The sequence below is a fragment of the Streptomyces sp. SudanB52_2052 genome, assembly GCF_964272415.1.
Classification (GTDB): Bacteria; Actinomycetota; Actinomycetes; order Streptomycetales; family Streptomycetaceae; genus Streptomyces; species Streptomyces olindensis.
The window spans coordinates 1,359,114-1,384,941 of record NZ_OZ186796.1; the positions used below are offsets into that span (position 1 = coordinate 1,359,114).

At 72.2% G+C, this 25,828-nt stretch carries 23 protein-coding genes; 16 read left to right on the forward strand and 7 right to left on the reverse strand.

From position 1 onward, the window contains the following. Positions 1-7: 7 nt before the first annotated feature. Positions 8-883: an amidohydrolase family protein gene (locus ACSUPV_RS05975; protein ID WP_031112175.1), complete on the reverse strand. Its 876-nt coding sequence runs from the start codon at positions 881-883 to the stop codon at positions 8-10. A gap of 11 nt (positions 884-894) precedes the next feature. After that, a complete protein-coding gene (locus ACSUPV_RS05980) occupies positions 895-1,812 on the reverse strand; it encodes an SDR family NAD(P)-dependent oxidoreductase (protein WP_031112174.1) in 918 nt (305 codons plus the stop codon). Positions 1,813-1,979: 167 nt separating this feature from the next. Between ACSUPV_RS05980 and ACSUPV_RS05985 the strand changes: the two genes are divergently transcribed. The 4 genes from ACSUPV_RS05985 to ACSUPV_RS06000 all read left to right on the forward strand — a co-directional run bounded on the left by ACSUPV_RS05985 (position 1,980) and on the right by ACSUPV_RS06000 (position 5,995). Next, a complete protein-coding gene (locus ACSUPV_RS05985) occupies positions 1,980-2,441 on the forward strand; it encodes a MarR family winged helix-turn-helix transcriptional regulator (RefSeq protein ID WP_078651131.1) in 462 nt (153 codons plus the stop codon). Between the two features lie 79 nt (positions 2,442-2,520). Then, complete coding sequence (locus tag ACSUPV_RS05990) at positions 2,521-3,867, forward strand: MFS transporter (RefSeq protein ID WP_037769445.1); 1,347 nt, start codon at positions 2,521-2,523, stop codon at positions 3,865-3,867. After that, on the forward strand, positions 3,864-5,231 hold the full coding sequence (locus ACSUPV_RS05995; RefSeq protein ID WP_037769447.1) for an alpha/beta hydrolase family protein: 1,368 nt from the start codon (positions 3,864-3,866) through the stop codon (positions 5,229-5,231). Before ACSUPV_RS05990 ends, ACSUPV_RS05995 begins: the two co-directional genes overlap by 4 nt. Then, positions 5,228-5,995, forward strand: coding sequence for an IclR family transcriptional regulator (locus tag ACSUPV_RS06000; RefSeq protein ID WP_037769448.1), 768 nt, complete (start codon positions 5,228-5,230; stop codon positions 5,993-5,995). Before ACSUPV_RS05995 ends, ACSUPV_RS06000 begins: the two co-directional genes overlap by 4 nt. 70 nt (positions 5,996-6,065) lie before the next feature. On the opposite strand, the gene ACSUPV_RS06005 is transcribed toward ACSUPV_RS06000, so the two are convergent. Together ACSUPV_RS06005 and ACSUPV_RS06010 are read right to left on the reverse strand one after the other, a co-directional pair. Next, on the reverse strand, positions 6,066-7,109 hold the full coding sequence (locus ACSUPV_RS06005; RefSeq protein ID WP_436947070.1) for a lipase family protein: 1,044 nt from the start codon (positions 7,107-7,109) through the stop codon (positions 6,066-6,068). Between the two features lie 201 nt (positions 7,110-7,310). After that, on the reverse strand, positions 7,311-7,766 hold the full coding sequence (locus ACSUPV_RS06010) for a VOC family protein (RefSeq protein ID WP_031112163.1): 456 nt from the start codon (positions 7,764-7,766) through the stop codon (positions 7,311-7,313). Between the two features lie 146 nt (positions 7,767-7,912). Between ACSUPV_RS06010 and ACSUPV_RS06015 the strand changes: the two genes are divergently transcribed. The 3 genes from ACSUPV_RS06015 (at position 7,913) to ACSUPV_RS06025 (ending at position 10,558) form a co-directional block, all read left to right on the forward strand. Further along, entirely contained in the window at positions 7,913-8,185 is a 273-nt protein-coding gene (locus ACSUPV_RS06015; RefSeq protein WP_037769450.1) for a hypothetical protein, read from the forward strand. Positions 8,186-8,385: 200 nt separating this feature from the next. Beyond that, on the forward strand, positions 8,386-8,934 hold the full coding sequence (locus ACSUPV_RS06020) for a DUF1062 domain-containing protein (RefSeq protein WP_037769452.1): 549 nt from the start codon (positions 8,386-8,388) through the stop codon (positions 8,932-8,934). A gap of 226 nt (positions 8,935-9,160) precedes the next feature. Then, positions 9,161-10,558 (forward strand): glycoside hydrolase family 16 protein, encoded by a 1,398-nt coding sequence (locus ACSUPV_RS06025; RefSeq protein ID WP_037769455.1) that lies wholly within the window; start codon positions 9,161-9,163, stop codon positions 10,556-10,558. Between the two features lie 82 nt (positions 10,559-10,640). On the opposite strand, the gene ACSUPV_RS06030 is transcribed toward ACSUPV_RS06025, so the two are convergent. After that, complete coding sequence (locus tag ACSUPV_RS06030) at positions 10,641-11,528, reverse strand: helix-turn-helix domain-containing protein (protein ID WP_031112159.1); 888 nt, start codon at positions 11,526-11,528, stop codon at positions 10,641-10,643. Between the two features lie 156 nt (positions 11,529-11,684). Between ACSUPV_RS06030 and tkt the strand changes: the two genes are divergently transcribed. Genes tkt through ACSUPV_RS06070 form a run of 8 tightly spaced genes read left to right on the forward strand, consistent with a single transcriptional unit; the run spans position 11,685 to position 22,182 of the window. Next, entirely contained in the window at positions 11,685-13,760 is a 2,076-nt protein-coding gene (gene tkt, locus ACSUPV_RS06035; RefSeq protein ID WP_436947071.1) for a transketolase, read from the forward strand. Between the two features lie 19 nt (positions 13,761-13,779). Beyond that, positions 13,780-14,925, forward strand: a complete 1,146-nt coding sequence (gene tal / locus ACSUPV_RS06040) for a transaldolase (RefSeq protein ID WP_031112153.1) — start codon at positions 13,780-13,782, stop codon at positions 14,923-14,925. Beyond that, positions 14,922-16,589 (forward strand): glucose-6-phosphate dehydrogenase, encoded by a 1,668-nt coding sequence (gene zwf, locus ACSUPV_RS06045; protein ID WP_037769462.1) that lies wholly within the window; start codon positions 14,922-14,924, stop codon positions 16,587-16,589. Before tal ends, zwf begins: the two co-directional genes overlap by 4 nt. Further along, the gene (gene opcA, locus ACSUPV_RS06050; protein ID WP_031117413.1) at positions 16,586-17,521 is read left to right on the forward strand and encodes a glucose-6-phosphate dehydrogenase assembly protein OpcA; all 936 of its coding nucleotides are present in this window, start codon (positions 16,586-16,588) and stop codon (positions 17,519-17,521) included. The genes zwf and opcA overlap by 4 nt, the downstream gene beginning before the upstream one ends. After that, positions 17,514-19,178, forward strand: a complete 1,665-nt coding sequence (gene pgi, locus ACSUPV_RS06055; RefSeq protein WP_436947072.1) for a glucose-6-phosphate isomerase — start codon at positions 17,514-17,516, stop codon at positions 19,176-19,178. The genes opcA and pgi overlap by 8 nt, the downstream gene beginning before the upstream one ends. Before the next feature lies 1 nt (position 19,179). After that, positions 19,180-20,064 (forward strand): phosphogluconate dehydrogenase (NAD(+)-dependent, decarboxylating), encoded by an 885-nt coding sequence (gene gnd / locus ACSUPV_RS06060; protein ID WP_037769467.1) that lies wholly within the window; start codon positions 19,180-19,182, stop codon positions 20,062-20,064. 4 nt (positions 20,065-20,068) lie between these two features. Further along, positions 20,069-20,656, forward strand: coding sequence for a histidine phosphatase family protein (locus ACSUPV_RS06065; protein ID WP_037769469.1), 588 nt, complete (start codon positions 20,069-20,071; stop codon positions 20,654-20,656). 59 nt (positions 20,657-20,715) lie between these two features. Continuing rightward, positions 20,716-22,182: a hypothetical protein gene (locus tag ACSUPV_RS06070; RefSeq protein WP_037769472.1), complete on the forward strand. Its 1,467-nt coding sequence runs from the start codon at positions 20,716-20,718 to the stop codon at positions 22,180-22,182. Here the strand turns inward: ACSUPV_RS06070 and ACSUPV_RS06075 are convergent. Continuing rightward, entirely contained in the window at positions 22,169-23,965 is a 1,797-nt protein-coding gene (locus ACSUPV_RS06075; RefSeq protein ID WP_436947073.1) for a bifunctional sugar phosphate isomerase/epimerase/4-hydroxyphenylpyruvate dioxygenase family protein, read from the reverse strand. The genes ACSUPV_RS06070 and ACSUPV_RS06075 overlap by 14 nt on opposite strands. Positions 23,966-23,986: 21 nt before the next feature. Then, entirely contained in the window at positions 23,987-24,862 is an 876-nt protein-coding gene (locus ACSUPV_RS06080) for a shikimate dehydrogenase (protein WP_382610324.1), read from the reverse strand. 142 nt (positions 24,863-25,004) lie between these two features. Here ACSUPV_RS06080 and ACSUPV_RS06085 point away from each other — a divergent pair, with 142 nt between their 5' ends. Then, positions 25,005-25,670, forward strand: coding sequence for a TetR/AcrR family transcriptional regulator (locus ACSUPV_RS06085; RefSeq protein ID WP_031118560.1), 666 nt, complete (start codon positions 25,005-25,007; stop codon positions 25,668-25,670). The last annotated feature ends 158 nt before the right edge of the window (positions 25,671-25,828 follow it).

The following is a 25,828-nucleotide window of genomic DNA, read 5'->3' on the forward strand; positions in this document are numbered from 1 at the left end:
ACGCCCCTTACGTCTTGGTCAGCCCGAGCAGGCGGGCGGCGTTCTCCTTGAGGATCTTCGGCCGCACCTCGTCCTTGATCGACAGCTTCTCGAAGTCGGCGAGCCAGCGGTCGGGGGTGAGGACGGGGAAGTCGGATCCGAAGAGCACCTTGTCCTTCAGCAGCGTGTTCGCGTACTGCACGAGCTGCGGCGGGAAGTACTTCGGCGACCAGCCGGACAGGTCGATGTGCACGCCCGGCTTGTGCGTGGCGACGGCGAGGGCCTCGTCCTGCCAGGGGAAGGACGGGTGCGCCAGGATGATCTTCAGATGCGGGAAGTCGGCGGCGACGTCGTCGACGTGGAGGGGGTTGGAGTACTTGAGGCGGATGCCGCCGCCGCCCGGGACTCCGGCGCCGATGCCCGTCTGGCCGGTGTGGAAGAGGGCGATGGTGCCGGTCTCCTCGATCACCTCGTACAGGTCGTATGCCACGGCCCGGTCGTTGGGGAAGAACCCCTGGATGCTGGGGTGGAACTTGAAGCCCTTGACCCCGTACTCCTCGACCAGCCGGCGGGCCTGCCGTACACCCGCCTTCCCCCGGAAGGGGTCGATGGAGGCGAAGGGGATGAGGACGTCGGCGTTGGCGGCGGCCGCCTCGGCGACCTCCTCGTTCGGGACGGGCGGGGTGCCGGTGGCGGACTCGGCGTCCACCGTGAAGATCACGGCGGCCATGTTCCGCTCCCGGTAGTAGGCGGCCGTCTCCTCCAGCGTGGGCTTCCGCTTGCCCTCGACCTTGAAGTAGGCCGAGGAGGCGTCGTGCAGGTCGTCGTCCAGGGAGGAGTGTCCTTTGGAGGACACCTCCGCGTGGGTGTGGACGTCGATCGCGACCAGTGACTCCGGGTCCATCACGGGATCCATCACGCCTCCGGGAGCTTCGGCGCCGGGATGCCGACCGACTGGAGTTCGGCGCCGACCGAGGTGGGCCAGGCGTCCGCCAGGGCGCCGGGGGTCCAGCCGCCGTCGGAGTAGGCCGCCCTGATCTCCTGCGGATGCGACCAGAGTGCCACCTTGTCGCCACCGATGCCGATGCACTGACCGGTCACACCGCGCGCGGCCTCGGAGGCGAGGAACGGGACGAGGGCCGCGCAGTCCTCCGGGGTGCCGAAGCCCTCGCCCTTGCGGAGGAAGTCCGGGAGCGGCTCGCCGTTCCTCATGGCCTCGATGTACGGGGCGAAGGCGGGGATGGTCTCGGTCATCGCGGTCGCGGCGACCGGCACGATCGCGTTGACGGTGATGTTCGCGCGGCCCAACTCCATGGACCAGGTGCGCGCCATCGCCGCGATACCGGCCTTGGCGGCGGCGTAGTTCGTCTGGCCGAAGTTGCCGCGCTGTCCGGCCGGGGAGCCGACCAGGATCAGCGAGCCGCCCTCGCCCTGCTCGCGCATCCGCACGGCGGCGGCCCGGGCGCAGGTGAAGGTGCCCTTCAGATGCGTGGTGATCACGGCGTCGAAGTCGTCGTCGGTCATCTTCCACAGCACCTTGTCGCGCAGGATGCCCGCGTTGGTGACCAGGACGTCCAGCCGGCCGAACTCCTCGACCGCGCGGGCGACCAGCCGGTCCGCCGCCTCGGTCGTGCCGACCGGGACCACCTCGGCCACGGCCGTGCCGCCCGCCTCGGTGAGGGACTTCACGGCCGCCTCGGCCACCGCCTCGTCGACGTCGTTGACGACCACGGACGCGCCGTGGGCGGCCAGGGCATGGGCATAGGCGAGGCCGAGGCCCCGGCCGCTTCCGGTGACGACGGCGGCCTTGCCGGTGAGATCGATGCTGGGCACGAGCGGGTCCCTTCGCATGGTGATACGGGCGGTGCGGCTACGAGATCGAAGCTAAGAGCAATAATTGTTGTCGTCAATAGTTGTTGCCATCCGCCGTGTGCGGGACACTGGACCGGACCAGCGTTCGCCGCACGACCAGGGAGCCCGCCATCAGCCGCCAGCACGCCATGAACCAGGCCCCCATCGACGCCCACGAGCCGTGGATGCGCGGGCTGCACGCCGACACGGGCTACCTGCTGTACCGCCTGGGCCTGCGCTCGGGGCAGCTGTTCAACGCCTGCCTCCAGGAGTCGGGCCTGCGCCTGCGCCACTACGCGGTGCTGCGCTTCCTCGCCACCTCCGACGGCACCCTCCAGCGCGAGCTGAGCGCCCGGCTCGGCTACGACCCGAGCGCGATCGTCGGCCTGGTCGACGACCTGGAGAAGCTGGGCTTCGCCGAGCGCCGCCCCTCCCCCGACGACCGCCGCAGCCGGATCGTCGTGCTGACCGAGAGCGGCCGCGCGTTCCTCCGTGACACCGACGAGGCCGGCCAGCGGGTGACCGGCGAACTGCTGGGCCCCCTGGACCCGGCCGAGCGGGAGACGCTGCACGCGCTGCTGCTGCGGATCGCAGAGGACGGACTGAACTGATGTTGTGCAAATGATTGACGGCTGCACGTCTGGTGCCTAACTTCACGGGGCAACCGAGACCCGTCCCCAGGGAGCTCCCGTGCAGCCATCCACCCCCGCCGCTCAACCCGCCCCCGATTCCCGGCAGTTGCGCCGCGTCGCGATCTCCGGACTGCTCGGCACGGCCGTCGAGTTCTACGACTTCCTCGTCTACGGAACCGTCGCCGCGCTCGTCTTCGGCGACCTGTTCTTCCCGCGGGCCGACCCGGCGGTCGGCACCATCGCGGCGTTCGGCACGTTCGCCGCGGGCTACCTGGCCCGCCCGCTGGGCGGCATCGTCTTCGGCCACTTCGGCGACCGGCTCGGCCGCAAGTCGATGATGCTGCTGACCATGGTCCTGATGGGCTGCGGCAGCTTCCTCATCGGCCTGCTGCCGACGTACGACGCGATCGGCGTCTGGGCGCCGGTCCTGCTCGTCGCCCTGCGCGTCGTGCAGGGCCTCGCGATCGGCGGCGAGTGGGGCGGCGCGATGCTGATGGTCGTCGAGCACGCCGAGCACGCGCAGGGGTCCCGGCGCGGCTTCTGGTCCAGCTTCACCCAGCTCGGCGCCCCGCTCGGTTCCGTGCTGTCCGCCGGTGTGGTCACCCTGGTCGCCACGCTGCCCGACGACGACTTCCGCTCCTGGGGCTGGCGGGTGCCGTTCCTGCTGAGCATCGTGCTGCTGGCCGTCGGGCTGTTCGTGCGCCTGAAGGTCGCCGAGAGTCCGCTGTTCGCGCAGGTCAAGCGGGAGCCCGTGGACAAGCCGCCGATCGTGGAGGTGCTGCGCCGCCCGAAGCCGGTACTGCTGGCCGCGTGCGTCGGCATAGGCGCGTTCACCACCCAGTCGCTGCTGACCAGCTTCATGATCTCCTACGCCGTCGACCAGGGGTACACCCGCCCGCAGGTGCTGACCGCGGTGACCGTCGCCTCCTGCGTGGCCCTCGCCGTACTGCCCGCCGCGTCCGCCCTGTCGGACCGCGTCGGCCGCCGGCCCGTCGTCCTCGCCGGTGCCGTCGCCTCGGCGGCGCTCGCCTTCCCCGTGCTGGCCCTGGTGGACTCCGGCTCGCCCGGCCTGCTGATCCTCGCCCTGGCCCTCGGCCACGGCGTCGCCCAGTCCACGATGTACGGGCCGCTCGGCGCCCTGCTCACCGAGATGTTCGGCACCCGCGTCCGCTACACCGGCGCCTCCCTCGGCTACCAGGGGGCGACCCTGATCGGCGCCGGGTTCTCCCCGCTGATCGCCGGCAGCCTCCTCGCGTCCTTCGGCGGCGGCAGCACCCCGGTGTCGCTGCTGCTGTGCACGGGCGCGGCGATCACCGCCGTCACCGTGTGGCGGCTGCGCGAGACCCACACGGACGCCCTGGACTCCCCCACCGCCACCCCCACCCTGGAAGGAACCCCGCGTTGAGGATCCGCCTCGCCTTACTGACCGCCTGCCTGACCCTGGCGGCGAGCGCCCTGCCCGCGCGGGCCGCCACCGACACGCATCTGGAGGGCCGGCTCCCCTCCGGCGCCGCGTACGTGATGGACGTCCCCGCGTCCTGGAACGGCACGGTGCTGCTGTACAGCCACGGCTACACCCCGGCCGGGGCCCCCAACCCGGCCCAGAACACGCCCGGTCCGGCCGCTCGCGACACGCTGCTGGCCGAGGGGTACGCCCTCATCGGCTCCTCGTACGCGACGACCGGCTGGGCCGTCACGGAGGCGGTGCCCGACCAGCTGGCCACGCTGGACCTGTTCACGCAGAGGTTCGGGGCGGCGCGTCGGACCCTCGCCTGGGGCACCTCCTACGGCGGGTTCGTCACCGCCATGCTCGCCGAGCGGCACCCCGGCCGCTTCGACGGTTCGCTGTCGATGTGCGGGCTGGTGCAGGGCGGCGTCGCCAACTGGAACAGCACCCTGGACCCGGTGTTCGCGCTGCGCACCCTGCTCGCCCCGGGCTCCGGTGTCCCGCTCGCGGACTTCGCCGACCAGGCGGAGGCGGTCGCCGCCGCGAAGTCGCTCACCTCCAAGGTCGACGCCGCCCAGCGGACCCCCGAGGGCCGCGCCCGGATCGCCCTGGCCGCCGCCCTGCACAACATCCCCGGCCACAACGACCCCTCGCAGACCGAGCCGGGCCCCACGGACTGGCAGGCGCGGCAGGCCAACCAGTACACCGCCGTCCGCGGGCTCCTCCAGATGCCCGCCTTCAGCTGGCGGCAGGAGGCCGAGAGCCGGGCGGGCGGCAACCCGTCCTGGAACACGGGGGTCGACTACGGGGTGATGCTCGCCCGGTCCCCGCTGTACAAAGAGGTGACCGAGCTCTACAAGGAAGCGGGACTGTCCTTGCGCACCGACCTCACGGCCCTGGGCCGGGCACCCCGGATCTCCGCCGACGCGCCGGCCGTGCGGTGGATGCGGGACAGCAGCGTGCTCTCCGGCCGGCTGGCCGACCCGCAGCTGAACATCCACACGACCGGTGACGCCCTGATCCCGGTGCAGGCGCAGAGCGCCTACCGGCGGGCGGCCACCGCGGCGGGCTCGGCGGGGCTGCTGCGCCAGGCGTACGTGGACGGCCCCGGCCACTGCACCTTCACCACCGGCGAGACACTGGCCGCGCTGCGCACCCTGGAACACCGCCTGGACACGGGCCGCTGGGACGTCTCGCCCGGCACGCTCAACGCCCGTGCGCGGGCGGCGGACCCGGCGACCGAGCCCCGCTACGCCCCCTACCGCCCGACCGCCTACCCCCGCCCCTACGACCTCGCCCACCCGGGAGACACCCGGCCATGACCGTTCTGCCCCGGGGCGCCCCCACCGCCGCCGACCGGCTGCTGTCCGTGCTCGCGGCCTTCGACCACGAGCACCCGGCACTGAGCCTGACGGACATCAGCCGGCGGGCCGGGCTGACCCTGACCACCGCCCACCGGCTGGTCGGCGCGCTCACCGAGTGGGGCGCCCTGGAGCGGGACGAGTCCGGCGTCTACCACGTCGGGCTCCGGCTGTGGGAGGTCGCGGCACTGGCGCCCCGGGGCCTCGCCCTGCGGCAGATCGCGCTGCCGTACCTGGAGGACCTGTACGAGGCGACGCACGAGAACGTGCAGTTGGCCGTGCGGGACGGCCGGGACGTCGTCTACATCGAGTGGCTGTCGGGACGGTCGGCGGTCGGCGTGCACATCCGCATCGGCGCGCGCTGGCCGCTGCACGCCACCGGGGTCGGGCTCGCCCTGCTGGCGCACGGCGAGCCGGGGTTCCAGGAGGAGTACTGCGCGGGCGGCCTGGCGTCCTTCACCTCGTACACGATCACCGATCCGGGGCGGCTGCGGCGGGTGCTGGCCGAGGTGCGGCGGTCGGGGATCGCGGTGAGCGACCGCCAGATCACCGAGGACGCCCTGTCGGTGGCCGCGCCGGTGCGCGGTGCGGACGGCACGGTGGCCGCCGCCGTCTCGATCGTGGTACCCCACGCGGACGCCCAGGTGCCGGTGCTGGCCCCGGCGGTACGGGTGGCGGCGCGCGGGATCTCGCGGGCGCTGGGCTGGCGGCCGGAGCGGGCCTGAACCGCGCCGGAGATCAGCGCGGCCCGCGCCGGACGTCGGTCCGCCCAGTCGGCCGCCGGGCGCGGCGGGGTCAGCAGTTGCCCGGCATCGGCCGGCCGGCGAAGCGGTCGCCGAGCCACCTCACCACGTCGTCGACCGCCTGGAAGTCGGCCAGGAGGTGGTCGCCGAGGTAGGTGTTCCACTGGGTGGGGACGCGGGCGTCGCAGTACGCCCGGCGCGTGGCCTCCTCGGTCTCGGCGGGGATCACCTCGTCGAGCAGGCCGCGGTACTGGAGCACGGGGAAGCGGATCTCGTGGCGGGCACCGGACCCGGCGGGGCCCACGCCGGTGCCGAGCTTGTTCGTCTCGACGATCTGGCCCCAGGTCCTGCCGTCCAAGCCGCGCACCGCGAAGATCTGGTCGAGCGTCAGCCGGTCGCGGGTGTAGTTCTCCGTCCGGCCGCCGGCGAACCGGGCGAGGGTGCCGACGAGGCACAGCGTCCTCGCGTCCCGTACGGCGGTGCGGCCCTCCTCATGGAGGAGTTCGTCGAAGGGCATCTCCGGGTGGGTGGTGGCCATGCCGATGACGGCGTCGAGCAGGAACCCGGCGAACGCCCCGCCGTTCAGGCTCTTCGCCACGACCTTCAGGTCCCCGGGCACCCCGCCGGACGCCACGCCGACGACGTTCAGCCCCGGGGCGTAGGACCGCGCCAGCTGGGCGGCCCACAGGCTTCCGGCGCCGCCCTCGGAGTAGCCCCACAGGTCGACCCGGGCCGCCGCGCTCAGCCCGCTGCCGGGCACCCGGGGCGCCGCTCGCGCGATGTCCAGCAGCGCGTGTCCCGCGTCGGCGCCCGAGACGTACGGATGGACCTGGCCGTCGAGGTAGCCGGCGCCGTCCGTGGCCGCGACGGCGTACCCGGCGCGCAGCAGCGCGGCGATGTTCCCGCCCTCGTAGGCGTCCTGGTAGTCACCCGCGAGCTGCTTGGAGAAGGCGCACTGGGGCCCGATGCCGAGGGTGCCGGGCGCGAACGCGACCAGGGGAGGCTCGCCGGGTCCGGTCCACGCCGCCCGGGGCACGACGACCGTGCCGGACACGGCGACGGGCCGGCCCCGTCCGTCCGTCGAGGCGTACTGCACCTTCCAGGCGGTCAGCGGAACGTCGCCGACGAGCGGCAGGGCGTCGACCCGGCGGCAGGCGAGGACGGTCCCCGGGGCGGGCGCAGCATCAGCCTGCCCGGCCGCACGTCCCGTCCCACATGCGGCCGTTCCTTGGATATCGCACCGTTGCAGAGCACGTCTGCTGACCCCGCGACGCCGACGTGATCCCGACGACGGGTCCTAAGCCACGCAGAACTCGTTGCCCTCCGGGTCGCTCAGCACCACCCCGTAGTAGTCCATGTCCGGCTCGTCCATGGTCCGCAGTACCGTCGCGCCCGCCGCGACCAGGCGGTCGACCTTCGCCGCGACCCTCCTGGTGCGCTCCGGCAGGGGAACGCCCCGGCCGCCGCCCACCTTGAGGTCGAGGTGCACCCGGTTCTTGACGGTCTTGCCCTCCGGTACCTGCTGGAACCAGATGCGGGGCCCCCGCCCCTCCGGATCGACGATCGACTCAGGGGTCTCCCCGGCTCCCTCGGTCAGCTCCTCCGCCGGCACCCCCATGTCCTCCCAGTAGGCCCGCCAGCTGGGGTGACCGCCCGGAGGCGGCTCGGGTTCGTAACCGAGGGCCTGGGTCCAGAAGTTCACCAGGGTCGCCGGGTCGGCGCAGTCGATGGTCACCTGCAACGTCACATCCATGCCCCGAGCATCGCAGGGGGGTCTGACAACGGCCCGGTACGCCGTGCCGCTGAGCGGGCCGCCCCAGGAGAGGCAACCGTTTCCCTCCGCCGGCGGTCCGACTGGGCGGAGGGCCCGGACGGGCCCCGCGACGGGGGGAGTCGGCGATGGTGAGGCACGGGGCACGGTGGTCGGCGTCGCGCGTCGGGCGGTGGGGGCTGCTGCGGCTGATCGTGCTGGTCGCGCTCGCGGTGCTCATAGGGCTCGTCGCCGCCGTGGCCGGGCTGCCCCCGTGGACGCCGGTGATCGGGATCCTGCTGCTGCTGTTCATCGACGACGTGCTGAGGGCGCACGGCGAGCGGCGGGCCGCCCGGCAGGGCGGGCAACAGGGTTTGTCCGCCTCACCCGTTGACGAGCCGCCGGACAGAACCCGACGGTGAGGCCCCCGAAAAGAGGCCCCCGAAAATAGGTGGAACCGCGCCGCCGTGCGTCATTACCGTGCTGCCGGACCGAGTCGTCTGATCAAGGACATGCCGTTGTACACCCTGTGAGACCTCCCGAGCGATGAATCGTCGCGCGTCGCGCAGCTGCGCCGCGCTCCTTTTTGCTGCGGACTTCTCACAGAAACCGGTGTACTTCTGTGCTCGAAAACTGGGTGGTCACGCCCACCTGCCTGCCGCTCGTTCTCCGACGGTGCCACACGTGTGCGTCGGAGCGCTTCCGGGCGAGCGGCAAGTTCCGCGTCAACGCGAACCACAAGGTCATCGACGCCTGGCTCCTCGTCCTCTGTACCGCCTGCGGGGAGACGGCCAAACTCACGGTCCTGGAGCGGACGAATGTGCGCTCGGTACGGCCTGAGCTGCTGGACCGGCTGCACGACAACGACCTCGGCCTGACAGCCGAACTGCTCCAGGATCCGGTCGTCAGGCGCCGTAATCGCATCGCCCTGGACTGGGACGGCGCCTGGCGCCTCGACACCGGCGGAACGGACCGCCCGGACAGCGAGGTGCTCGACGTCTCGGTCCGCTTCGCGGCGCCGATACCGGTCCGGCCGGTGCGGCTGATCGCGCAGGGCTGCGGTCTGGCACGGGCCGAGGTGGAGAGACTGATCGCGGACGGCAGACTCGTCTCGGCGGTCCGGCTGGGCGGCAAGCTCTCCGGCGACTTCACCTTCACGCTCAAGCGCTGAGCTCCTCGGGAGCGGGGCCTGTCCGGCGAGCCAGATCCGCCGGACAGGCCCCGACCCCCATGCGGAACCCTCCCCAACTCCCCTGCGGAACCCTCTCGTTCAGGCTCTGCACCCAGCAGCGGCGCGGCACTTTTCTTGGCTTTACCTCTTGACGACCCGGGTGAGCCGGAGCACATTGACGGCACTTTGAGAGCGCTCTCATCCTCCTTCCCCGAGAGGCCCCCACATGAGCGAAACCTCCGGCACCTCCCGCAGACCCCGCCCCTTCCGGCGGGCCCTCGTCGCCGTCGCCTGCACGCTCGGACTGGCGGCGGCCGCCGCCACGGCCGCCACCCCGGCCGCGAACGCCTCGGCACCGCCGCCCCCGTCGGGCTGGACGCAGGTGTTCGTGGACGACTTCAACGGGCCGGCCGGCAGCGGCGTCAACACATCCAATTGGCAGTACGCGACCGGCAAGGGCTACCCGGGCGGCCCCGCCAACTGGGGCACCGGCGAGGTCGAGACGATGACGAGCAGCACCGACAACGTCTCCCTCGACGGCAACGGCAACCTGCGCATCACGCCCCGCCGGGACGCCGCCGGCAACTGGACCTCCGGCCGCATCGAGACCAACCGCACCGACTTCCAGCCCCCGGCCGGCGGCAAGCTGCGCGTCGAGTCACGGATCCAGGTGCCGAACGTCACGGGAGCGGCGGCCAAGGGGTACTGGCCCGCCTTCTGGATGCTGGGCGCCCCCTACCGCGGCAACTACTGGAACTGGCCGAGCGTCGGCGAGCTGGACATCATGGAGAACACCCAGGGCCAGAACACCGTGTTCGCCACGATGCACTGCGGCACCTCCCCCGGCGGCCCCTGCAACGAGACCAGCGGCATCGGCGGTTCGACCACCTGCCAGGGCACCACCTGCCAGGCCGGCTTCCACACCTACCGGATGGAGTGGGACCGCTCGACGAGCGTCGAGGAGATCCGCTTCTACCTCGACGGCGTCACCTTCCACACCGTGCGCGCCAACCAGGTCGACGCGACGACCTGGCGCAACGCCACCGACCACGGCTTCTTCATCATCCTCAACGTGGCCATGGGCGGCGGCTTCCCCGACGCGTTCGGCGGCGGCCCCGACGCCGGCACCCAGCCCGGCCACCCGATGGTCGTCGACTACGTGCAGGTGCTGTCGTCGGGCGGTGGCGGCACCACGCCTCCGCCCACCGGCGACCGCGACGCCTACGGCACCATCCAGGCCGAGTCCTACGACGGCCAGTCCGGCACCATGACCGAGCCGACCACCGACTCCGGCGGCGGCCGGAACGTCGGCGCGCTGGCCAACGGCGACTGGCTGCAGTTCAAGGGCGTGAACTTCGGCTCCACGGCGGCCCGGCAGTTCAGCGCCCGGGTCGCGAGCGGCGCGGCGGGCGGCGTCAGCGGACTGGTCGAGGTGCGGCTGGACAGCCGGAGCAACGCGCCCGTCGGGAGCTTCGCGGTGGGCAACACCGGTGGCTGGCAGTCGTGGCGGACCGTCCCGGCGAACATCAGCGCCGTGACGGGTACGCACGACGTGTACCTGACCTTCAGCAGCGGGCAGCCGGCGGACTTCGTGAACGTCAACTGGTTCACCTTCGGGCGCTGATCGGACCCGGGAGTTCACCTTCGGGCGCTGACCGGACCCGGGAAGGGGCTCCACGCGCGCGTGGGGCCCCTTCGCGCTGCCCTCAGCGCAACTCCGCGCGGAACGCCGCCGGGGTCTGGTCCGTGTGCTGGTGGAAGAACTTGGAGAAGTTCGCGGCGTCGGGGAAGCCGACCGCCGCGCCGACCCGGCCGATCGGCAGGTCGGTGTGGGCGAGGAGCCGCTTGGCCTCCAGGACGACTCGCTTGTCGATGAAGGCCTTGGGGGTCTCGCCGGTGGCGGCGCGGACCGCGCGGACCAGGGTGCGGCGGGAGTAACCGAGCGCGTCGGCGTAGGCGCTGACGCTGTGGTTGGTGGCGAAGTCCTTCTCCACGGCGTCCCGGAAGAGGGTGAAGGTGGAGTCGGACTGCCGGCGCACCGCCTCCGCGGACGTCGTGGCCAGGTGGGCGAGGCGCAGCAGGAACGCCGTCAGGGTGTGGCGCAGGACGGCGGTGTGCAGGCTCAGCGGCAGCGTGGCCGTGTCCTCGTACTCGCGCCGCAGTTGCCCGAGCGCGGCGCGCAGGGCGGCGCGCTGGCCCTCGTCGGGGCGCAGCAGCGGCGGCAGGTCGTAGCGGTAGAGGCCGGTGGCCTCCACGGTCGCGCGGGGCAGGAAGCCGGGCTGCATGGTGAGCACGGTTCCGCGGTACTCGCTGGTGCGCGAGAAGCGGTGGACCTGCCCCGGGCGGATCCACAGCAGGTCCCCGGCCGTGGCCTCGTACTCGGTGAAGTCGACCATGTGCCGGACGGGCCCCTCGCCGAACAGCATCACGACGTGGAAGTCGATGCGGTGCACGCGCTCCAGCGGCGCGTCGGCGTGCCAGGTGCGGCCGGTGCCCATCGGGCCGACCTGCATGCCGACGCCGCCGACGCTCAGCTCGACCGGGAAGGGGAACGTTCTGATCCCGTCGCCGCCTTGGATGCTTCTGTCCGCCATGTCCGCCTCGCACCGCCCTGTCGCCCTGTCGCGCCGCCGATGGGTGTCCCACTTTCACCACAGGCTGGCACACGGCGACCTTCCGTCGAAAAAGTCAGACTTTTAATTTTGAACGCGTCAGACCAGCCCCTTCGCTCCTATCGAGGACTTCTGAAGATGAGCACGCAGACAGCGGACAGCTTCGAATGGACCGACCTCGACCGGCGTGCCGTCGACACCGCCCGCCTGCTGGCGGCGGATGCCGTGCAGCGGGTCGGCAACGGCCACCCCGGCACCGCGATGAGCCTGGCGCCGGCCGCCTACACGCTTTTTCAGAAGGTGATGCGGCACGATCCCGCGGACCCGGAGTGGACGGGCCGTGACCGTTTCGTCCTCTCCCCCGGCCACACGTCGCTGACGCTCTACACGCAGCTGTACCTCGCGGGCTACGAGCTGGAGCTGGGCGACCTCAAGGCGTTCCGCACGCACGGCTCCAAGACGCCCGGCCACCCCGAGTACGGCCACACGGCGGGCGTGGAGACCACCACCGGCCCGCTGGGCCAGGGCGTCGCGAACGCGGTCGGCATGGCGATGGCCGCCCGCTACGAGCGCGGCCTGTTCGACCCGGACGCCCCCGAGGGCGAGTCCCCCTTCGACCACACGATCTGGGCGATCGTCTCCGACGGCGACCTCCAGGAGGGCGTCTCCGCGGAGGCCTCCTCGCTGGCCGGGCACCAGAAGCTCGGCAACCTGGTCTTCCTCTACGACGACAACCACATCTCCATCGAGGGCGACACCGCGACCGCGTTCTCCGAGGACGTGCTGGGGCGGTACGAGGCCTACGGCTGGCACGTGCAGCGGATCGAGCCGCGGGAGGACGGCGACGTCGACGTGCACGCGCTGTACGCGGCCCTGAAGGCGGCGCGGGCGGAGACCGGCCGGCCCTCGATCATCGCGATGCGCACGATCATCGCCTGGCCCGCCCCGAACGCCCGGAACACCGAGGCCTCCCACGGTTCGGCGCTCGGCGAGGAGGAGGTCGCCGCGACCAAGCGCCTGCTGGGCTTCGACCCGGAGAAGACCTTCGAGGTCGCCGACGAGGTGCTGGCCCACACCCGCACGGCGCTGGACCGGGGCGCCGACGCGCACGCAGCCTGGGACAAGAGGATCGCGGCCTGGCGCGGCGAGAACCCGGAGCGCGCCGCGACCTTCGACCGCGTCAGCAAGGGCGAGCTGCCCGAGGGCTGGGAGGACGCCCTGCCGGTGTTCGAGCCGGGCAAGGCGGTCGCCACGCGCGCCGCGTCCGGCAAGGTGCTCCAGGCGCTCGGCGCGGTCCTGCCCGAGCTGTGGGGCGGCTCCGCGGACCTGGCCGGTTCGAACAACACCACGATCGACAAGACGTCGTCCTTCCTGCCGAAGGACAACCCGCTGCCGGAGGCCGACCCGTACGGCCGTACCGTCCACTTCGGCATCCGCGAGTTCTCCATGGCCGCGGAGATGAACGGCATCGCGCTGCACGGCAACACGCGGATCTACGGCGGCACCTTCCTGGTGTTCTCCGACTACATGCGCAACGCCGTCCGCATGTCGGCCCTGATGCAGCTGCCGGTGACGTACGTGTGGACGCACGACTCGATCGGCCTCGGCGAGGACGGCCCGACCCACCAGCCGGTGGAGCACCTGGCCGCGCTGCGGGCCATCCCCGGCCTGAACGTCGTACGCCCGGCCGACGCCAACGAGACCGCGGTCGTCTGGGCCGAGATCCTGCGGCGGCACACCACCGACCCGGCCCCGCACGGCCTCGCGCTCACCCGCCAGGGCGTGCCCACCTACGCGCCGAACCCGGACGCGGCGCGCGGCGGTTACGTCCTCGCGGACTCCTCCACCGAGGTGCCGGAGGTGGTGCTGATCGCCACCGGTTCCGAGGTGCAGCTCGCGGTGGCCGCGCGCGAGGCGCTCCAGGCCGAGGGGATCGGCACGCGGGTGGTGTCGATGCCGTCCGTGGAGTGGTTCGAGCAGCAGCCGCGCGCCTACCGCGACAGCGTGCTCCCGCCGTCCGTGAAGGCCCGGGTCGCGGTCGAGGCCGGGATCGGGCTGAGCTGGCACCGGTTCGTGGGCGACGCGGGACGCATCGTCTCCCTGGAGCACTTCGGCGCCTCCGCCGACGCCAGGACCCTGTTCGCCGAGTACGGCTTCACCCCCGAGAACGTCGTGGGCGCCGCCCGGGAATCCCTCACTGCCGCGCGCGGCTGACCGCACCGCCCGAAAGAAGATGATCACTGTGACCGAAGCGACCGCGAGCGCGGGAGCACTCAAGCGCCTGTCCGACGAAGGCGTGTCGATCTGGCTGGACGACCTGTCCCGCCGGCGGATCGAGTCCGGCAACCTGGCCGGACTCGTGGAGACGAGGAACGTCGTCGGCGTCACCACCAACCCGTCCATCTTCCAGGCCGCCATCGGCTCCGGCGAGGGCTACGAGGAGCAGCTCGCCGACCTGGCGGTGCGGGGCGTGACCGTCGACGAGGCCGTCCGGATGATGACGACCGCCGACGTCCGGGCCGCCGCCGACGTGCTGCGGCCGGTGTACGAGGCGACGGGCGGCCGGGACGGCCGGGTTTCCATCGAGGTCGACCCCCGGCTGGCCCACGACACGGCGGCGACCGTCGCCGAGGCCCGGCAGCTGGCCTGGCTGGTGGACCGCCCCAACGCGATGATCAAGATTCCGGCGACGAAGGCGGGCCTGCCGGCGATCACGGAGGTGATCGGCGCGGGTATCAGCGTCAACGTGACGCTGATCTTCTCGCTGGAGCGCTACCGCGAGGTGATGGACGCCTACCTGGCGGGCCTGGAGCGGGCGCAGGCGGCCGGCCTGGACCTGTCGGCCATTCACTCGGTCGCGTCCTTCTTCGTCTCCCGCGTCGACGCCGAGATCGACAAGCGGCTGACGTTGCTGGGCACGGACGAGGCGCTCGCCCTGAAGGGCAGGGCGGCCCTGGCCAACGCGCGGCTCGCCTACGAGGCGTACGAACAGGTCTTCGCCGGGCCGCGCTGGCAGGCCCTCGGAGGCGCCCACGCGAACCGGCAGCGCCCCCTTTGGGCCTCCACCGGTGTGAAGGACCCCGCCTACAAGGACACCCTGTACGTGGACGAGCTGGTCGCCCCCGGCACGGTCAACACCATGCCGGAGGCCACGCTGAACGCCGTCGCCGACCACGGCGACGTCCAGGGCGACACCGTCACCGGCGGTTACGCCCAGGCCCGAGCGGACCTGGCGGCCGTCGAGCGGCTCGGGATCTCGTACGACGAGGTGGTGCGGCAGCTGGAGAACGAGGGTGTGGCCAAGTTCGAGGTGGCCTGGCAGGACCTGCTGGACGCGGTCACCAAGTCCTTGAACAGCAAGGGAGTTGACGCGGAATGAGCGAGGGCATCCCTCAGACGGCCGAGCAGGAGACCATCGGGACCAAGGAGGACAAGGAAGCCCGGGCGGCCCAGGAGGCGGCCGGGGTGGAGCAGACCGGGGTGAGCGGCCGCGCGGCCCCCGCCGCGGTGCACACCGACGCCGACTTCACCAATCCCCTGCGCGACCCGCGCGACCGCCGTCTGCCGAGGATCGCGGGCCCGTCCGGGCTCGTCATCTTCGGCGTGACCGGCGACCTGTCCCGCAAGAAGCTGATGCCCGCCGTGTACGACCTGGCCAACCGCGGCCTGCTGCCGCCGGGCTTCTCGCTGGTGGGTTTCGCCCGCCGGGACTGGGAGGACCAGGACTTCGCGCAGGTCGTGCACGACGCCGTCCGGGAGCACGCGCGGACCCCGTTCCGCGAGGAGGTCTGGCAGCAGCTCGCCGAGGGCATGCGGTTCATCCCCGGCGACTTCGACGACGACACTGCGTTCAAGCAGCTGCGTTCCGCCGTCGAGGAGCTGGACGCCTCCCGCGGCACCAGCGGCAACTACGCCTTCTACCTCTCGGTGCCGCCGAAGTTCTTCCCCAAGGTCGTCCAGCAGCTGAAGAAGCACAAGCTGGCCGACGCCCCGGAGGGTTCCTGGCGCCGCGCGGTCATCGAGAAGCCGTTCGGTCACGACCTCGACAGCGCCTGCGAGCTGAACGCGATCGTGCACGACGTGTTCGACCCGGAGCAGGTCTTCCGCATCGACCACTACCTCGGCAAGGAGACCGTCCAGAACCTCCTGGCGCTGCGGTTCGCCAACCAGATGTTCGAACCGATCTGGAACCGGTCGTACGTCGACCACGTGCAGATCACCATGGCCGAGGACATCGGCATCGGCGGCCGGGCCGGCTACTACGACGGCATCGGCGCCGCCCGGGACGTCATCCAGAACCACCTGCTCCAGCTGATGGCGCTCACCGCGATGGAGGAGCCGGCCGCCTTCGACGCCGCCTCGCTGCTGACCGAGAAGCTGAAGGTCCTGCGGGCCGTGAAGCTGCCGGAGGACCTGGGGCGGCACACCGTGCGCGGGCAGTACGCGGGTGCCTGGCAGGGCGGCGCGAAGGTCCGCGGCTATCTGGAGGAGGAGGGCATCGACCCGGCCTCCACGACCGACACCTACGCCGCGGTCAAGCTCCAGGTGGACAACCGCCGCTGGGCCGGCGTGCCGTTCTACCTGCGCACCGGCAAGCGGCTCGGGCGCCGGGTGACGGAGATCGCGGTGGTGTTCCAGCGGGCCCCGCACTCCCCCTTCGACTCCACCGCGACCGAGGAGCTGGGCGCCAACGCGATCGTCATCCGCGTCCAGCCGGACGAGGGCATGACGGTCCGGTTCGGCTCCAAGGTGCCGGGCACGTCGATGGAGATCCGGGACGTGACGATGGACTTCGCCTACGGCGAGTCGTTCACCGAATCGAGCCCGGAGGCGTACGAACGGCTGATCCTGGACGTGCTCCTGGGCGACGCCAACCTGTTCCCCCGTCACCAGGAAGTGGAAGAGTCCTGGAAGATCCTCGACCCGATCGAGCAGTACTGGGCCACGCACGGCCGGCCCGCGCAGTACGCCTCGGGCAGCTGGGGACCCGAGGAAGCCGACGAGATGCTCGCACGAGACGGACGGAGCTGGCGCAGGCCATGAAGATCGACCTGACCGACACCACGGCAAGCAAGATCAACAAGGCGCTGGTGCAGGGTCGCCGCGCCATCGGCACACCGGCCGTGGGCATGGTCCTGACGATGGTGATCGTCACGGACGAGGAGAACGCCTACGACGCGATCAAGGCCGCCGAGGAGGCCTCGCACGAGCACCCCTCGCGCACCCTGGTCGTCATCAAGCGGCACGCCCGCACCCCGCGCGACCGCCAGTCCTCCCGGCTGGACGCGGAGGTCCGGGTGGGCGCGGACGCGGGCACCGGCGAGACGGTGATCCTGCGGACCTACGGCGAGGTGTCCGACCACGCCGACTCGGTGGTCCTGCCGCTGCTGCTGCCGGACGCGCCGGTGGTGGTGTGGTGGCCGGTGGACGCCCCCGAGGTGCCCTCGAAGGACCCGCTCGGGGCGCTGGCCCAGCGGCGGATCACCGACCTGTACGCCGTGGAGAACCCCCTGGAGACCCTGGAGACCAGGGTCCGCTCCTACGCGCCCGGCGACACGGACCTCGCCTGGACCCGGCTGACGCCCTGGCGTTCCATGCTGGCGGCGGCGCTGGACCAGGCCCGGGCGAAGGTGATCTCGGCGGCCGTGGAGGCCGAGGCCGAGAACCCGGCCGCCGAGCTGCTGGCCCGCTGGCTGGAGGCGCGGCTGCACGTCCGGGTCGACCGCGTGGTCACCGCCGGGCCGGTGGTGACGGCCGTGCGCCTGGGCACCGAGAACGGCGAGATCGTCATCGACCGCCCCGAAGGGCCGCTGGCCACGCTGACCCTGCCGGGCCAGCCCTCCCGCACCCTCGCGCTGAAGGTCCGTGCCACCTCCGAACTCATCGCCGAGGAGCTGCGGCGCCTCGACGCGGACGAAATGTACGCCATCGCCCTGAACGGCGAGGCAACCGAGGAGACCCCCGCTCATGTCTGACTCCCCCTCCGGCTCCCCCCTGCTCACGCGGCGGCCCGAGTGGACCGCCCTGGAGGACCACCGCGCGGACGCCCTGCCGCAGCCGAACCTGCGGGAGCTGTTCGCGGCGGACCCGGGGCGCGCCGAGCGCTACGTCGTGCACGTGGGCGACCTGCGCATCGACTACTCCAAGCACCTGGTCACCGACGAGACGCTGGCGCTGCTCCAGGAGCTGGCGACCGCCACCGACGTGTTCGGGCTGCGCGACGCCATGTTCCGCGGCGAGAAGATCAACACCACCGAGAACCGGGCCGTGCTGCACACCGCGCTGCGCGCCTGGCGGGACGCGGTCATCGAGGTCGACGGCGAGAACGTCGTCCCCGGCGTGCACGCCGTGCTCGACAAGATGTCCGACTTCGCGAACCGGGTGCGCTCCGGGGAGTGGACCGGCCACACCGGCAAGCGCATCCGCAACGTCGTCAACATCGGCATCGGCGGCTCGGACCTCGGCCCGGCGATGGCCTACGAGGCGCTGCGGCCGTTCACCGCCCGGGACCTGACGTTCCGCTTCGTGTCCAACGTGGACGGCTCCGACCTGCACGAGGCCACGCGCGACCTGGACCCGGCGGAGACACTGTTCATCGTCGCGTCCAAGACCTTCACCACGATCGAGACGATCACGAACGCGACTTCCGCGCGCTCCTGGCTGCTGAACGGGCTCGGTGGCGACGAGAAGGCGGTGGCCAAGCACTTCGTGGCCCTGTCGACCAACGCGGAGAAGGTCGCCGGGTTCGGCATCGACGTCGACAACATGTTCGAGTTCTGGGACTGGGTCGGCGGCCGCTACTCCTACGACTCCGCGATCGGCCTGTCCCTGATGATCGCGATCGGCCCGGACCGCTTCCGGGAGATGCTCGACGGCTTCCGCATCGTCGACGAGCACTTCCGCAACGCCCCCGCCGAGGCCAACGCCCCGCTGATCATGGGCCTGCTCGGGATCTGGTACGGCAACTTCCACGACGCCCAGTCGCACGCGGTGCTGCCGTACAGCCACTACCTGTCCAAGTTCACCGCCTATCTCCAACAGCTCGACATGGAGTCCAACGGCAAGTCGGTGGACCGCGCGGGGCGTGCCGTGCAGTGGCAGACCGGGCCGGTGGTGTGGGGCACCCCCGGCACCAACGGGCAGCACGCCTACTACCAGCTCATCCACCAGGGCACCAGGCTCATCCCGGCCGACCTGATCGGCTTCGCCCGGCCGGTCGCCGAGCTGAGCGACGACCTGAAGGCCCAGCACGACCTGTTGATGGCCAATCTGTTCGCCCAGGGCCAGGCGCTCGCCTTCGGCAAGACCGCCGACGAGGTCCGCGCGGAGGGCGTGCCGGAGGAGCAGGTGCCGCACCGCACCTTCCGGGGCAACCACCCGACCACGACGATCCTGGCCACCGAGCTGTCCCCGTCGGTCCTGGGCCAGCTGGTCGCCCTCTACGAGCACAAGGTGTTCGTGCAGGGCGCGGTCTGGAACATCGACTCCTTCGACCAGTGGGGCGTCGAACTCGGCAAGGTCCTCGCCAAGCGCGTCGAACCCGCGCTCACCGAGGGCGCCGACGTCCCCGGTCTCGACCCGTCCACGGCCGCGCTGGTGGCCGCCTACCGCAATCTTCGGGAAGTGAACTGACATGCAGATCGGTCTTGTGGGTCTCGGCAAGATGGGCGGCAACATGCGCGAGCGCCTGCGCAACGCCGGCCACACCGTCGTCGGCTACGACACCGACCCCGAGAAGTCGGACGTCGCCAGCCTCGCCGACCTGGTCAACGAGCTGGAGGCGCCCCGCACGGTCTGGGTCATGGTTCCGGCCGGCGACCCCACCCAGCACGTCATCGACCGTTTGGCGGACCTCCTCAAGCCGTACGACACGGTCGTCGACGGCGGCAACTCCCGCTGGACGGACGACGAGAAGCACGCCGAGGAGCTGAGCAAGCGCGGCATCGGCTTCGTCGACGCGGGCGTCTCGGGCGGCGTGTGGGGCCTGAAGAACGGCTACGCCCTGATGGTCGGCGGCGAGAAGGAGACCGTCGACCGGCTGCGGCCGATCTTCGACGCGCTCAAGCCGGAGGGCCCGTACGGCTTCGTCCACGCGGGCCGGGTCGGCGCCGGGCACTTCGCCAAGATGGTCCACAACGGCATCGAGTACGCGATGATGCAGGCCTACGCCGAGGGCTGGGAGCTGCTGGAGGCCGTGGACTCGGTGGACAACGTCCGCGAGGTGTTCCGCTCCTGGCAGGAGGGCACCGTCATCCGCTCGTGGCTGCTGGACCTCGCCGTCAACGCGCTCGACGAGGACGAGCACCTGGAGGGCCTGCGCGGCTACGCCCAGGACTCCGGCGAGGGACGCTGGACCGTGGAGGCGGCCATCGACAACTCGGTGCCGCTGCCCGCGATCACGGCCTCCCTGTTCTCCCGGTTCGCCTCCCGGCAGGACGACTCGCCGCAGATGAAGATGATCGCGGCGCTGCGCAACCAGTTCGGCGGCCACGCCGTCGAGTCCGCGAAGAAGGCGTAGCACCGTGGGCGACCTGCTGCTGGTCCGCCACGGCGAGACGGAGTGGAGCCGGAGCGGACAGCACACCAGCTTCACCGACCTGCCCCTCACCCGGCACGGCGAGGAACAGGCGAAGTCGCTGGCCCCGCTCCTGGCGGGCCGTTCCTTCGCGCTGGTCCTCACCAGCCCGCTCGGCCGCGCGGTGCGCACCGCCGAACTGGCGGGCCTGACGGGGGCCCTGGCGGACCCGGACCTGCACGAGTGGTACTACGGCGCCTACGAGGGCATCACCACCGACGAGATACACCGCGGCCGCCCCGACTGGGACCTGTGGACCGACGGGGGCCCGGCCGGTCCCGACGGCGCGCCGGGCGAGTCCCCCGAGGAGGTCGGCGAGCGTGCCGACCGGGTGCTGTCCCGGGTGGCCGAGGCGCTGCCCGACGGCGATGTGGTGCTGGTGGCGCACGGCCACTTCCTGCGCGTCCTGACGGCCCGCCGGCTGGGCCTGCCGCCCGCGCAGGGTCAGCTGTTCCGGCTGGAGACGGGCACGGTCTGCCGGCTGTCGACCGAGCACGGCCGGCCGGTGATCGCGGAGTGGAACACCCGGGCGTGAACCCGGCCCGGCCGGAGGTGAGTTGACACCTCCGGCCGGGCCCGTCAGAGTCCCCGTCGATGCAGATCGACGACATGACGCCCGCCGAGGAGCGGGTGTGGCGCGCCTTTCCGCGCGGGGCGGACGTGGACTTCCGGACACCGTCCGACGAGGGCCCGGCACGGGGCGCGGACTGGGGACCCGAGCGCAGCATCCGGGCGGGCGTGCTCCGGGCCCTGCTGCTGAGCGCCCCGCAGGAGGACGGGGAGACGGCCGCCCTGCGCGTGGCGGGGGCTCGGATCACGGGCGTCCTGGACCTCAAGTACGCGGAGGTCGACCACGCCGTGCGCCTCAGCGACTGCCGCTTCGAGGAGGTCCCCGTCCTGTACGGGGCGCGGCTGCGCCAACTGAACCTGCGCGACTCCGTCCTGCCCGGGCTGGACGCCGCCACCCTGCGTGTGGACGGCGTGCTGCGCATGTCGGACTGCCGGTTCGAGGGGCCCGTGCGGCTCGGCGGGGCGCAGATAGCCGGGGCGCTGTTCCTGGACCGGGCCGACATCGGCGAACCGCCCGCCGGTCAGCCCGCGCTCCAGCTCAACCAGGTGACCGTCGGCGACGGCGTGTCGGCGCCGGGTCTGCGGACGCGTGGTGAGGTGCGCCTGACGGGCGCGTCGACCGCCGGCACCATCGACCTCGGCGGGGCGCGGCTGGACGCCGGTGCCGGTGAGCCCGCTCTCGACGCGGTCACCCTCACGGTGGAGGGTGACGTCCTGCTGCGCGACGCGGACGTGCGCGGCTGGATCGGCCTGCGCGGCGCCCGGATCGCGGGCCGTCTGGACCTCTCCCGCGCCCGCCTGGCGAACCCCGGTGGCACGGCGCTGCGGGCCAGCAGCTGCACCGTCGGGGAACTCTGGCTGCGGCAGAGCCCGCCCATGTCCGACGCCCTCAACCTGCGCCGCGCCCAGCTGGACGTGCTGTTCCTGGAAACGGAGTCGGTCCCCGACGAGGTCCTGCTCGACAGCCTCGTCTACACCTCCCTCACCCCGCACGAACCCGCCGAGCAGCGCCTGGTGATGCTGGAGCGCGACCGCGAGGGCTATGTCCCGCACGCCTACGAGCAGTTGACCGCGGCCTACCGCCGGATCGGCGACGACGACGCCGCCCGTCTCGTCCAGCTCGCCAAGCAGCGCCGCCGCCGCGGCACCCTGCCCTGGTACGGCCGGCTGTGGGGCCACGTCCAGGACGCCACCGTCGGCTACGGCTTCCGCCCCCTGCGCGCCGCGGGCTGGCTGGTGTCGCTGCTGCTGATCGGCTCCCTCGCCTACGCCGTGCACCACCCCGAGCCGCTGAAGCCGGCCGAGGCCCCGCAGTTCAACCCGGTGTTCTACACCCTCGACCTGCTCCTGCCGGTGATCTCCTTCGGCCAGGAGGGCGCGTTCGCGCCGACCGGCGGCTACCAGTGGCTCTCCTACGCCCTGGTGCTCACCGGCTGGATCCTCGCCACGACGGTCGTCACCGGCATCACCCGGACCGTCAGCCGCCAGTGAGCGCCCGTACCGCGTGCTGCGCCGCCAGCCGCACCGGGGCGTTCGGGGCGCCGTAGCCGCGGTAGCCGTCGTCGCGCTGGGCCAGTTCGAAGAAGACACGGCCGATCGTGCGCGTGTAGCAGTGGCGGAAGACGCCGTGGGCGTCCCGGTCATACAGGATGCCGAGCTCGCGGTACGTCTCCAGCTCGCCGTCGGCGAACTCGAAGCGGGCGGCGAGGTCGTCGTAGTAGTTCGCGGGGACCGGCAGCAGGCTGCCGCCGGCCTCGCGGAAGCGGCGGGCCGCGGCGACCACGTCGTCGGTGGCGAGGGCGATGTGCTGGGCGTGGACGGTGTCGTCGGTGGGCGCGGCGCCGACCGTGAGGGCGATCCGCACACCGCCGTCGGCGTCGGTGACGGCGCGGCTGCGCAGCAGGCCGTAGGGGTCGGCGACGTCCACGCTCTCCTGGGCGTGCAGGCCGAGCACGCCGCGGTGGAAGAGGGCCGCCTCGTCGAAGTGGTGCCAGGGCTGGGTGAGGGCGAGGTGGTCGATCCCCCGGATGCCCGCGCCGGTGGCGGGCCGGCCGGTGTCCTCGAAGTCGGCACGCCAGTCGGGCAGACCCGGGCGGCCGGTGGCACAGAAGAAGAGTTCCGTGCCGTCGGGGGCGGCGACGGCGTCGAGCGGCGCGTCCTCGGGTGCCCGGCGACGCGGCAGGACCGGCGCGAGCAGGGCCTCGGCGCGCCGGGCCGCTCCGGCCGGGTCCGGTGACTCCAGCCCGATCGCGGCGAGCTGGGCGCCGTCGCGGCGGACGGCCGGGCCGGTGTTGACGAGGATCCGGGCGTCCCCTTGCTCCCACAGGGCGACGGGTTTGCCGCGGTGCCGTGCGGTGCGGGTGAACCCCAGGGCGCCGAGCAGCGCGGCGAGGGGTTCCGCGTCGGGCGTGACCAGCTCGGCGAAGGCCACGCCGGTGGGGACGACGGGCTCGGGCAGGGCGGCGCGGCCCACCGCCTCCTGGAGGACCAGCAGGGAGCGCCGGGCGTCGACGGCGGTCGGACCGGCCTCGGCCTGCCGGAAGACGTCGTTGAAGACCTCCAGGGAGAGCGGCCCGTCATAGCCGGTGCGCAGCACGTGCCGCACCAGGCCGGTGACGTCGAAGCCGCCCTGGCCGGGGAAGCAGCGGTAGTGGCGGCTCCACTGCAGGACGTCCATGGCGAGCAGCGGGGCGTCCGCGAGCTGGAGGAAGAAGATCTTCTCGCCGGGGATGTCCTCGATGCCCTTGGGGTCCGAGCCGCGCGAGAGGATGTGGAAGCTGTCCAGGCAGGTGCCGAGCGCCGGGTGCCCGGCCGTCTCGACGATGCGCCAGGCGTGGTCGTACGTGCTGACGTGCCGTCCCCACGCGAGTGCCTCGTAGGCCACCCGCACGCCGGACTCGCGTGCCGCGTCGGCGAGTCGGCTGAGCTGCTCGGCGGCGAGGGCGTCGTCGTCCACCGCGTGCGGGGAGACGCTGGAGCAGACGAGGACCGTGTCGGCGCCGAGCCTGCGCATCAGCTCGAACTTGTGCCGGGCGCGTCGCAGGTTCCGGGCGAACTCGGCCTCGGGGACGGCCTCGATGTCCCGCATCGGCTGGTAGAGGTCGATGCCGAGGCCGAGGTCGGCACAGCGGGCGCGGATGTCCTCGGGGGTGAGGGGGCTGGCCAGCAGGTCGTTCTCGAAGATCTCCACCCCGTCGAAGCCGGCCCGGGCGGCGGCGTCGAGTTTCTCGGTGAGGGATCCGCTGAGGGAGACGGTGGCGATGGACGTACGCAACGTCGGTGTCCCTTCTGAGGGCTAGCGGGGTGCGCCCACGGCTTCGGCCAGCCGGGTCAGGTCCGCCAGCATGCGCGGGGCGTCGGGTTCCCGCCCGGTGAACAGGCGGAACGCGTCGGCGGCCTGGAAGGCGGCCATGCCGCCGCCGTCGAGCGTGGCGCAGCCCAGCGCGCGGGCGGTGCGCAGCAGTTCGGTCTCCAGCGGGCGGTAGACCACCTCGGCGACCCACAGCCCGGGGTGCAGCAGTTCGGCGGGCAGGGGCAGGCCGGGGTGGGCGGCCATGCCGGTGGGCGTGGCGTGGACGATGCCGTCGGCGTGTGCGAGCAGGTCGGCCTGCCGGTCGGGGGGCGCGGCGGCCGCGCGGCCCTGGCCGAAGGTGCGGTTCAGGGAGTCGGCGAGCGCGGCGGCCCGCTCGGGCAGCGCGTCGACGACGGTGACCCGTCCGGCGCCGAGGGTGAGCAGGGCGTGCGCGACGGCCGCGCCCGCGCCGCCGGCGCCCAGCTGCACGACCCCTTCCAGCGGCGCGTCGGGCAGCCCACGGGCGAAGGACGCGGCGAAGCCGGTGACGTCCGTGTTGTGGCCGACGGCCCGGCCGTCCTCGAAGACGACCGTGTTGACCGCGCCCAGCGCCTCCGCCTGCGGGGCGAGGGCGTCCAGGTGCTCCAGGACCAGCTGCTTGCACGGGTGCGTGATGTTGAGCCCGTCGAAGCCCAGGTCGCGGGCGGCCCGCAGCAGATCGCCCACCGCTTCGGGCGGCACACCGAGGGTGTCGATGTCGATGAGCCGGTACAGCAGGCGCAGCCCCTGGCGGTCGGCCTCTCTCTCGTGCAGCGCCGGGCTGAGCGACGGACCGATGCCGGAACCGATCAGTCCGACGAGATAGGAGTCCTTGGGCACGCGCGCCTCCCGAGCGGCTCAGCAATGTACGAACCAGTACGTTAGTTATATCAGCCGAGCGTGACCTCGGGAACACCCCGTGGGAGCACCGGCCCCTGCTTCTACAATCACCGGCACCGGACCCTCCGCCCGAAGGAACCTGATGACCAGCGTCGAAGAACCGGCACGCCCAGGCGAGCGCATCCGTGACGCCGCCCGCACCCGGGCCGAGATCCTCGATGTCGCCACGCAGGAGTTCGCCCGGGCCGGGTACGACGGGGCCCGGGTGGACGAGATCGCCGCCCGCACCCGCACCACCAAGCGGATGATCTACTACTACTTCGGCGGCAAGGAGCAGCTGTTCACGGCCGTGCTGGAGCGGGCGTACGGCGTGATCCGCCGGGCCGAGCAGCAGCTCGACGTCGACCACCTCGACCCCGTGGCGGCCATCCGGCGCCTGGCCGAGCTGACCTTCGACCACCACGAGCAGCACCCGGACTTCATCCGCCTGGTCAGCATCGAGAACATCCACGAGGCGCACCACATCGCCGGCTCCGAGAAGCTCGGCAAGATCGGCTCCCCGGCCCTGGACGTCATCCGCCGCATCCTGGCGTCGGGCCAGGAGTCCGGCCTGTTCACGGCCGACGTCGACGCCGTCGACCTGCACGCGATGATCTCCTCGTTCTGCTTCTTCCGGGTCTCCAACCGGCACACCTTCGGCGCCCTGTTCGGCCGCGACCTGCTCGACCCGGCGCAGCGCGCGCACTACCGCACCATGCTGGGCGACATGGTGATCGCGTACCTGACGGCGGAGCGCGCGGCGGACTGAACGCCCGGCGCACGACCCCTTGACACCGGCGACACACGGGCGCAGCATCACTGGCCATCCCCTACTAACTACCCAGTGGGTTAATTAGCCGCGATCCGGCACGCCCCCTCTGCTCACCTCGCCCCGCTCCGCCTAGGGTGGAGCCCCCTAAGGAGCCG

Bases quoted from the DNA above. Each gene is read 5' to 3' on its own strand.
- ACSUPV_RS06025 (WP_037769455.1), top strand. From the start codon at position 9,161: ATGAGCGAAACCTCCGGCACCTCCCGCAGACCCCGCCCCTTCCGGCGG.
- ACSUPV_RS06030 (WP_031112159.1), bottom strand. From the start codon at position 11,528: ATGGCGGACAGAAGCATCCAAGGCGGCGACGGGATCAGAACGTTCCCC.
- ACSUPV_RS06000 (WP_037769448.1), top strand. From the start codon at position 5,228: ATGACCGTTCTGCCCCGGGGCGCCCCCACCGCCGCCGACCGGCTGCTG.
- ACSUPV_RS06015 (WP_037769450.1), top strand. From the start codon at position 7,913: ATGGTGAGGCACGGGGCACGGTGGTCGGCGTCGCGCGTCGGGCGGTGG.
- ACSUPV_RS06010 (WP_031112163.1), bottom strand. From the start codon at position 7,766: ATGGATGTGACGTTGCAGGTGACCATCGACTGCGCCGACCCGGCGACC.
- gnd (WP_037769467.1), top strand. From the start codon at position 19,180: ATGCAGATCGGTCTTGTGGGTCTCGGCAAGATGGGCGGCAACATGCGC.
- tal (WP_031112153.1), top strand. From the start codon at position 13,780: ATGATCACTGTGACCGAAGCGACCGCGAGCGCGGGAGCACTCAAGCGC.
- zwf (WP_037769462.1), top strand. From the start codon at position 14,922: ATGAGCGAGGGCATCCCTCAGACGGCCGAGCAGGAGACCATCGGGACC.
- tkt (WP_436947071.1), top strand. From the start codon at position 11,685: ATGAGCACGCAGACAGCGGACAGCTTCGAATGGACCGACCTCGACCGG.
- opcA (WP_031117413.1), top strand. From the start codon at position 16,586: ATGAAGATCGACCTGACCGACACCACGGCAAGCAAGATCAACAAGGCG.
- ACSUPV_RS06070 (WP_037769472.1), top strand. From the start codon at position 20,716: ATGCAGATCGACGACATGACGCCCGCCGAGGAGCGGGTGTGGCGCGCC.
- pgi (WP_436947072.1), top strand. From the start codon at position 17,514: ATGTCTGACTCCCCCTCCGGCTCCCCCCTGCTCACGCGGCGGCCCGAG.
- ACSUPV_RS05975 (WP_031112175.1), bottom strand. From the start codon at position 883: ATGGACCCGGAGTCACTGGTCGCGATCGACGTCCACACCCACGCGGAG.
- ACSUPV_RS06085 (WP_031118560.1), top strand. From the start codon at position 25,005: ATGACCAGCGTCGAAGAACCGGCACGCCCAGGCGAGCGCATCCGTGAC.
- ACSUPV_RS05985 (WP_078651131.1), top strand. From the start codon at position 1,980: ATGAACCAGGCCCCCATCGACGCCCACGAGCCGTGGATGCGCGGGCTG.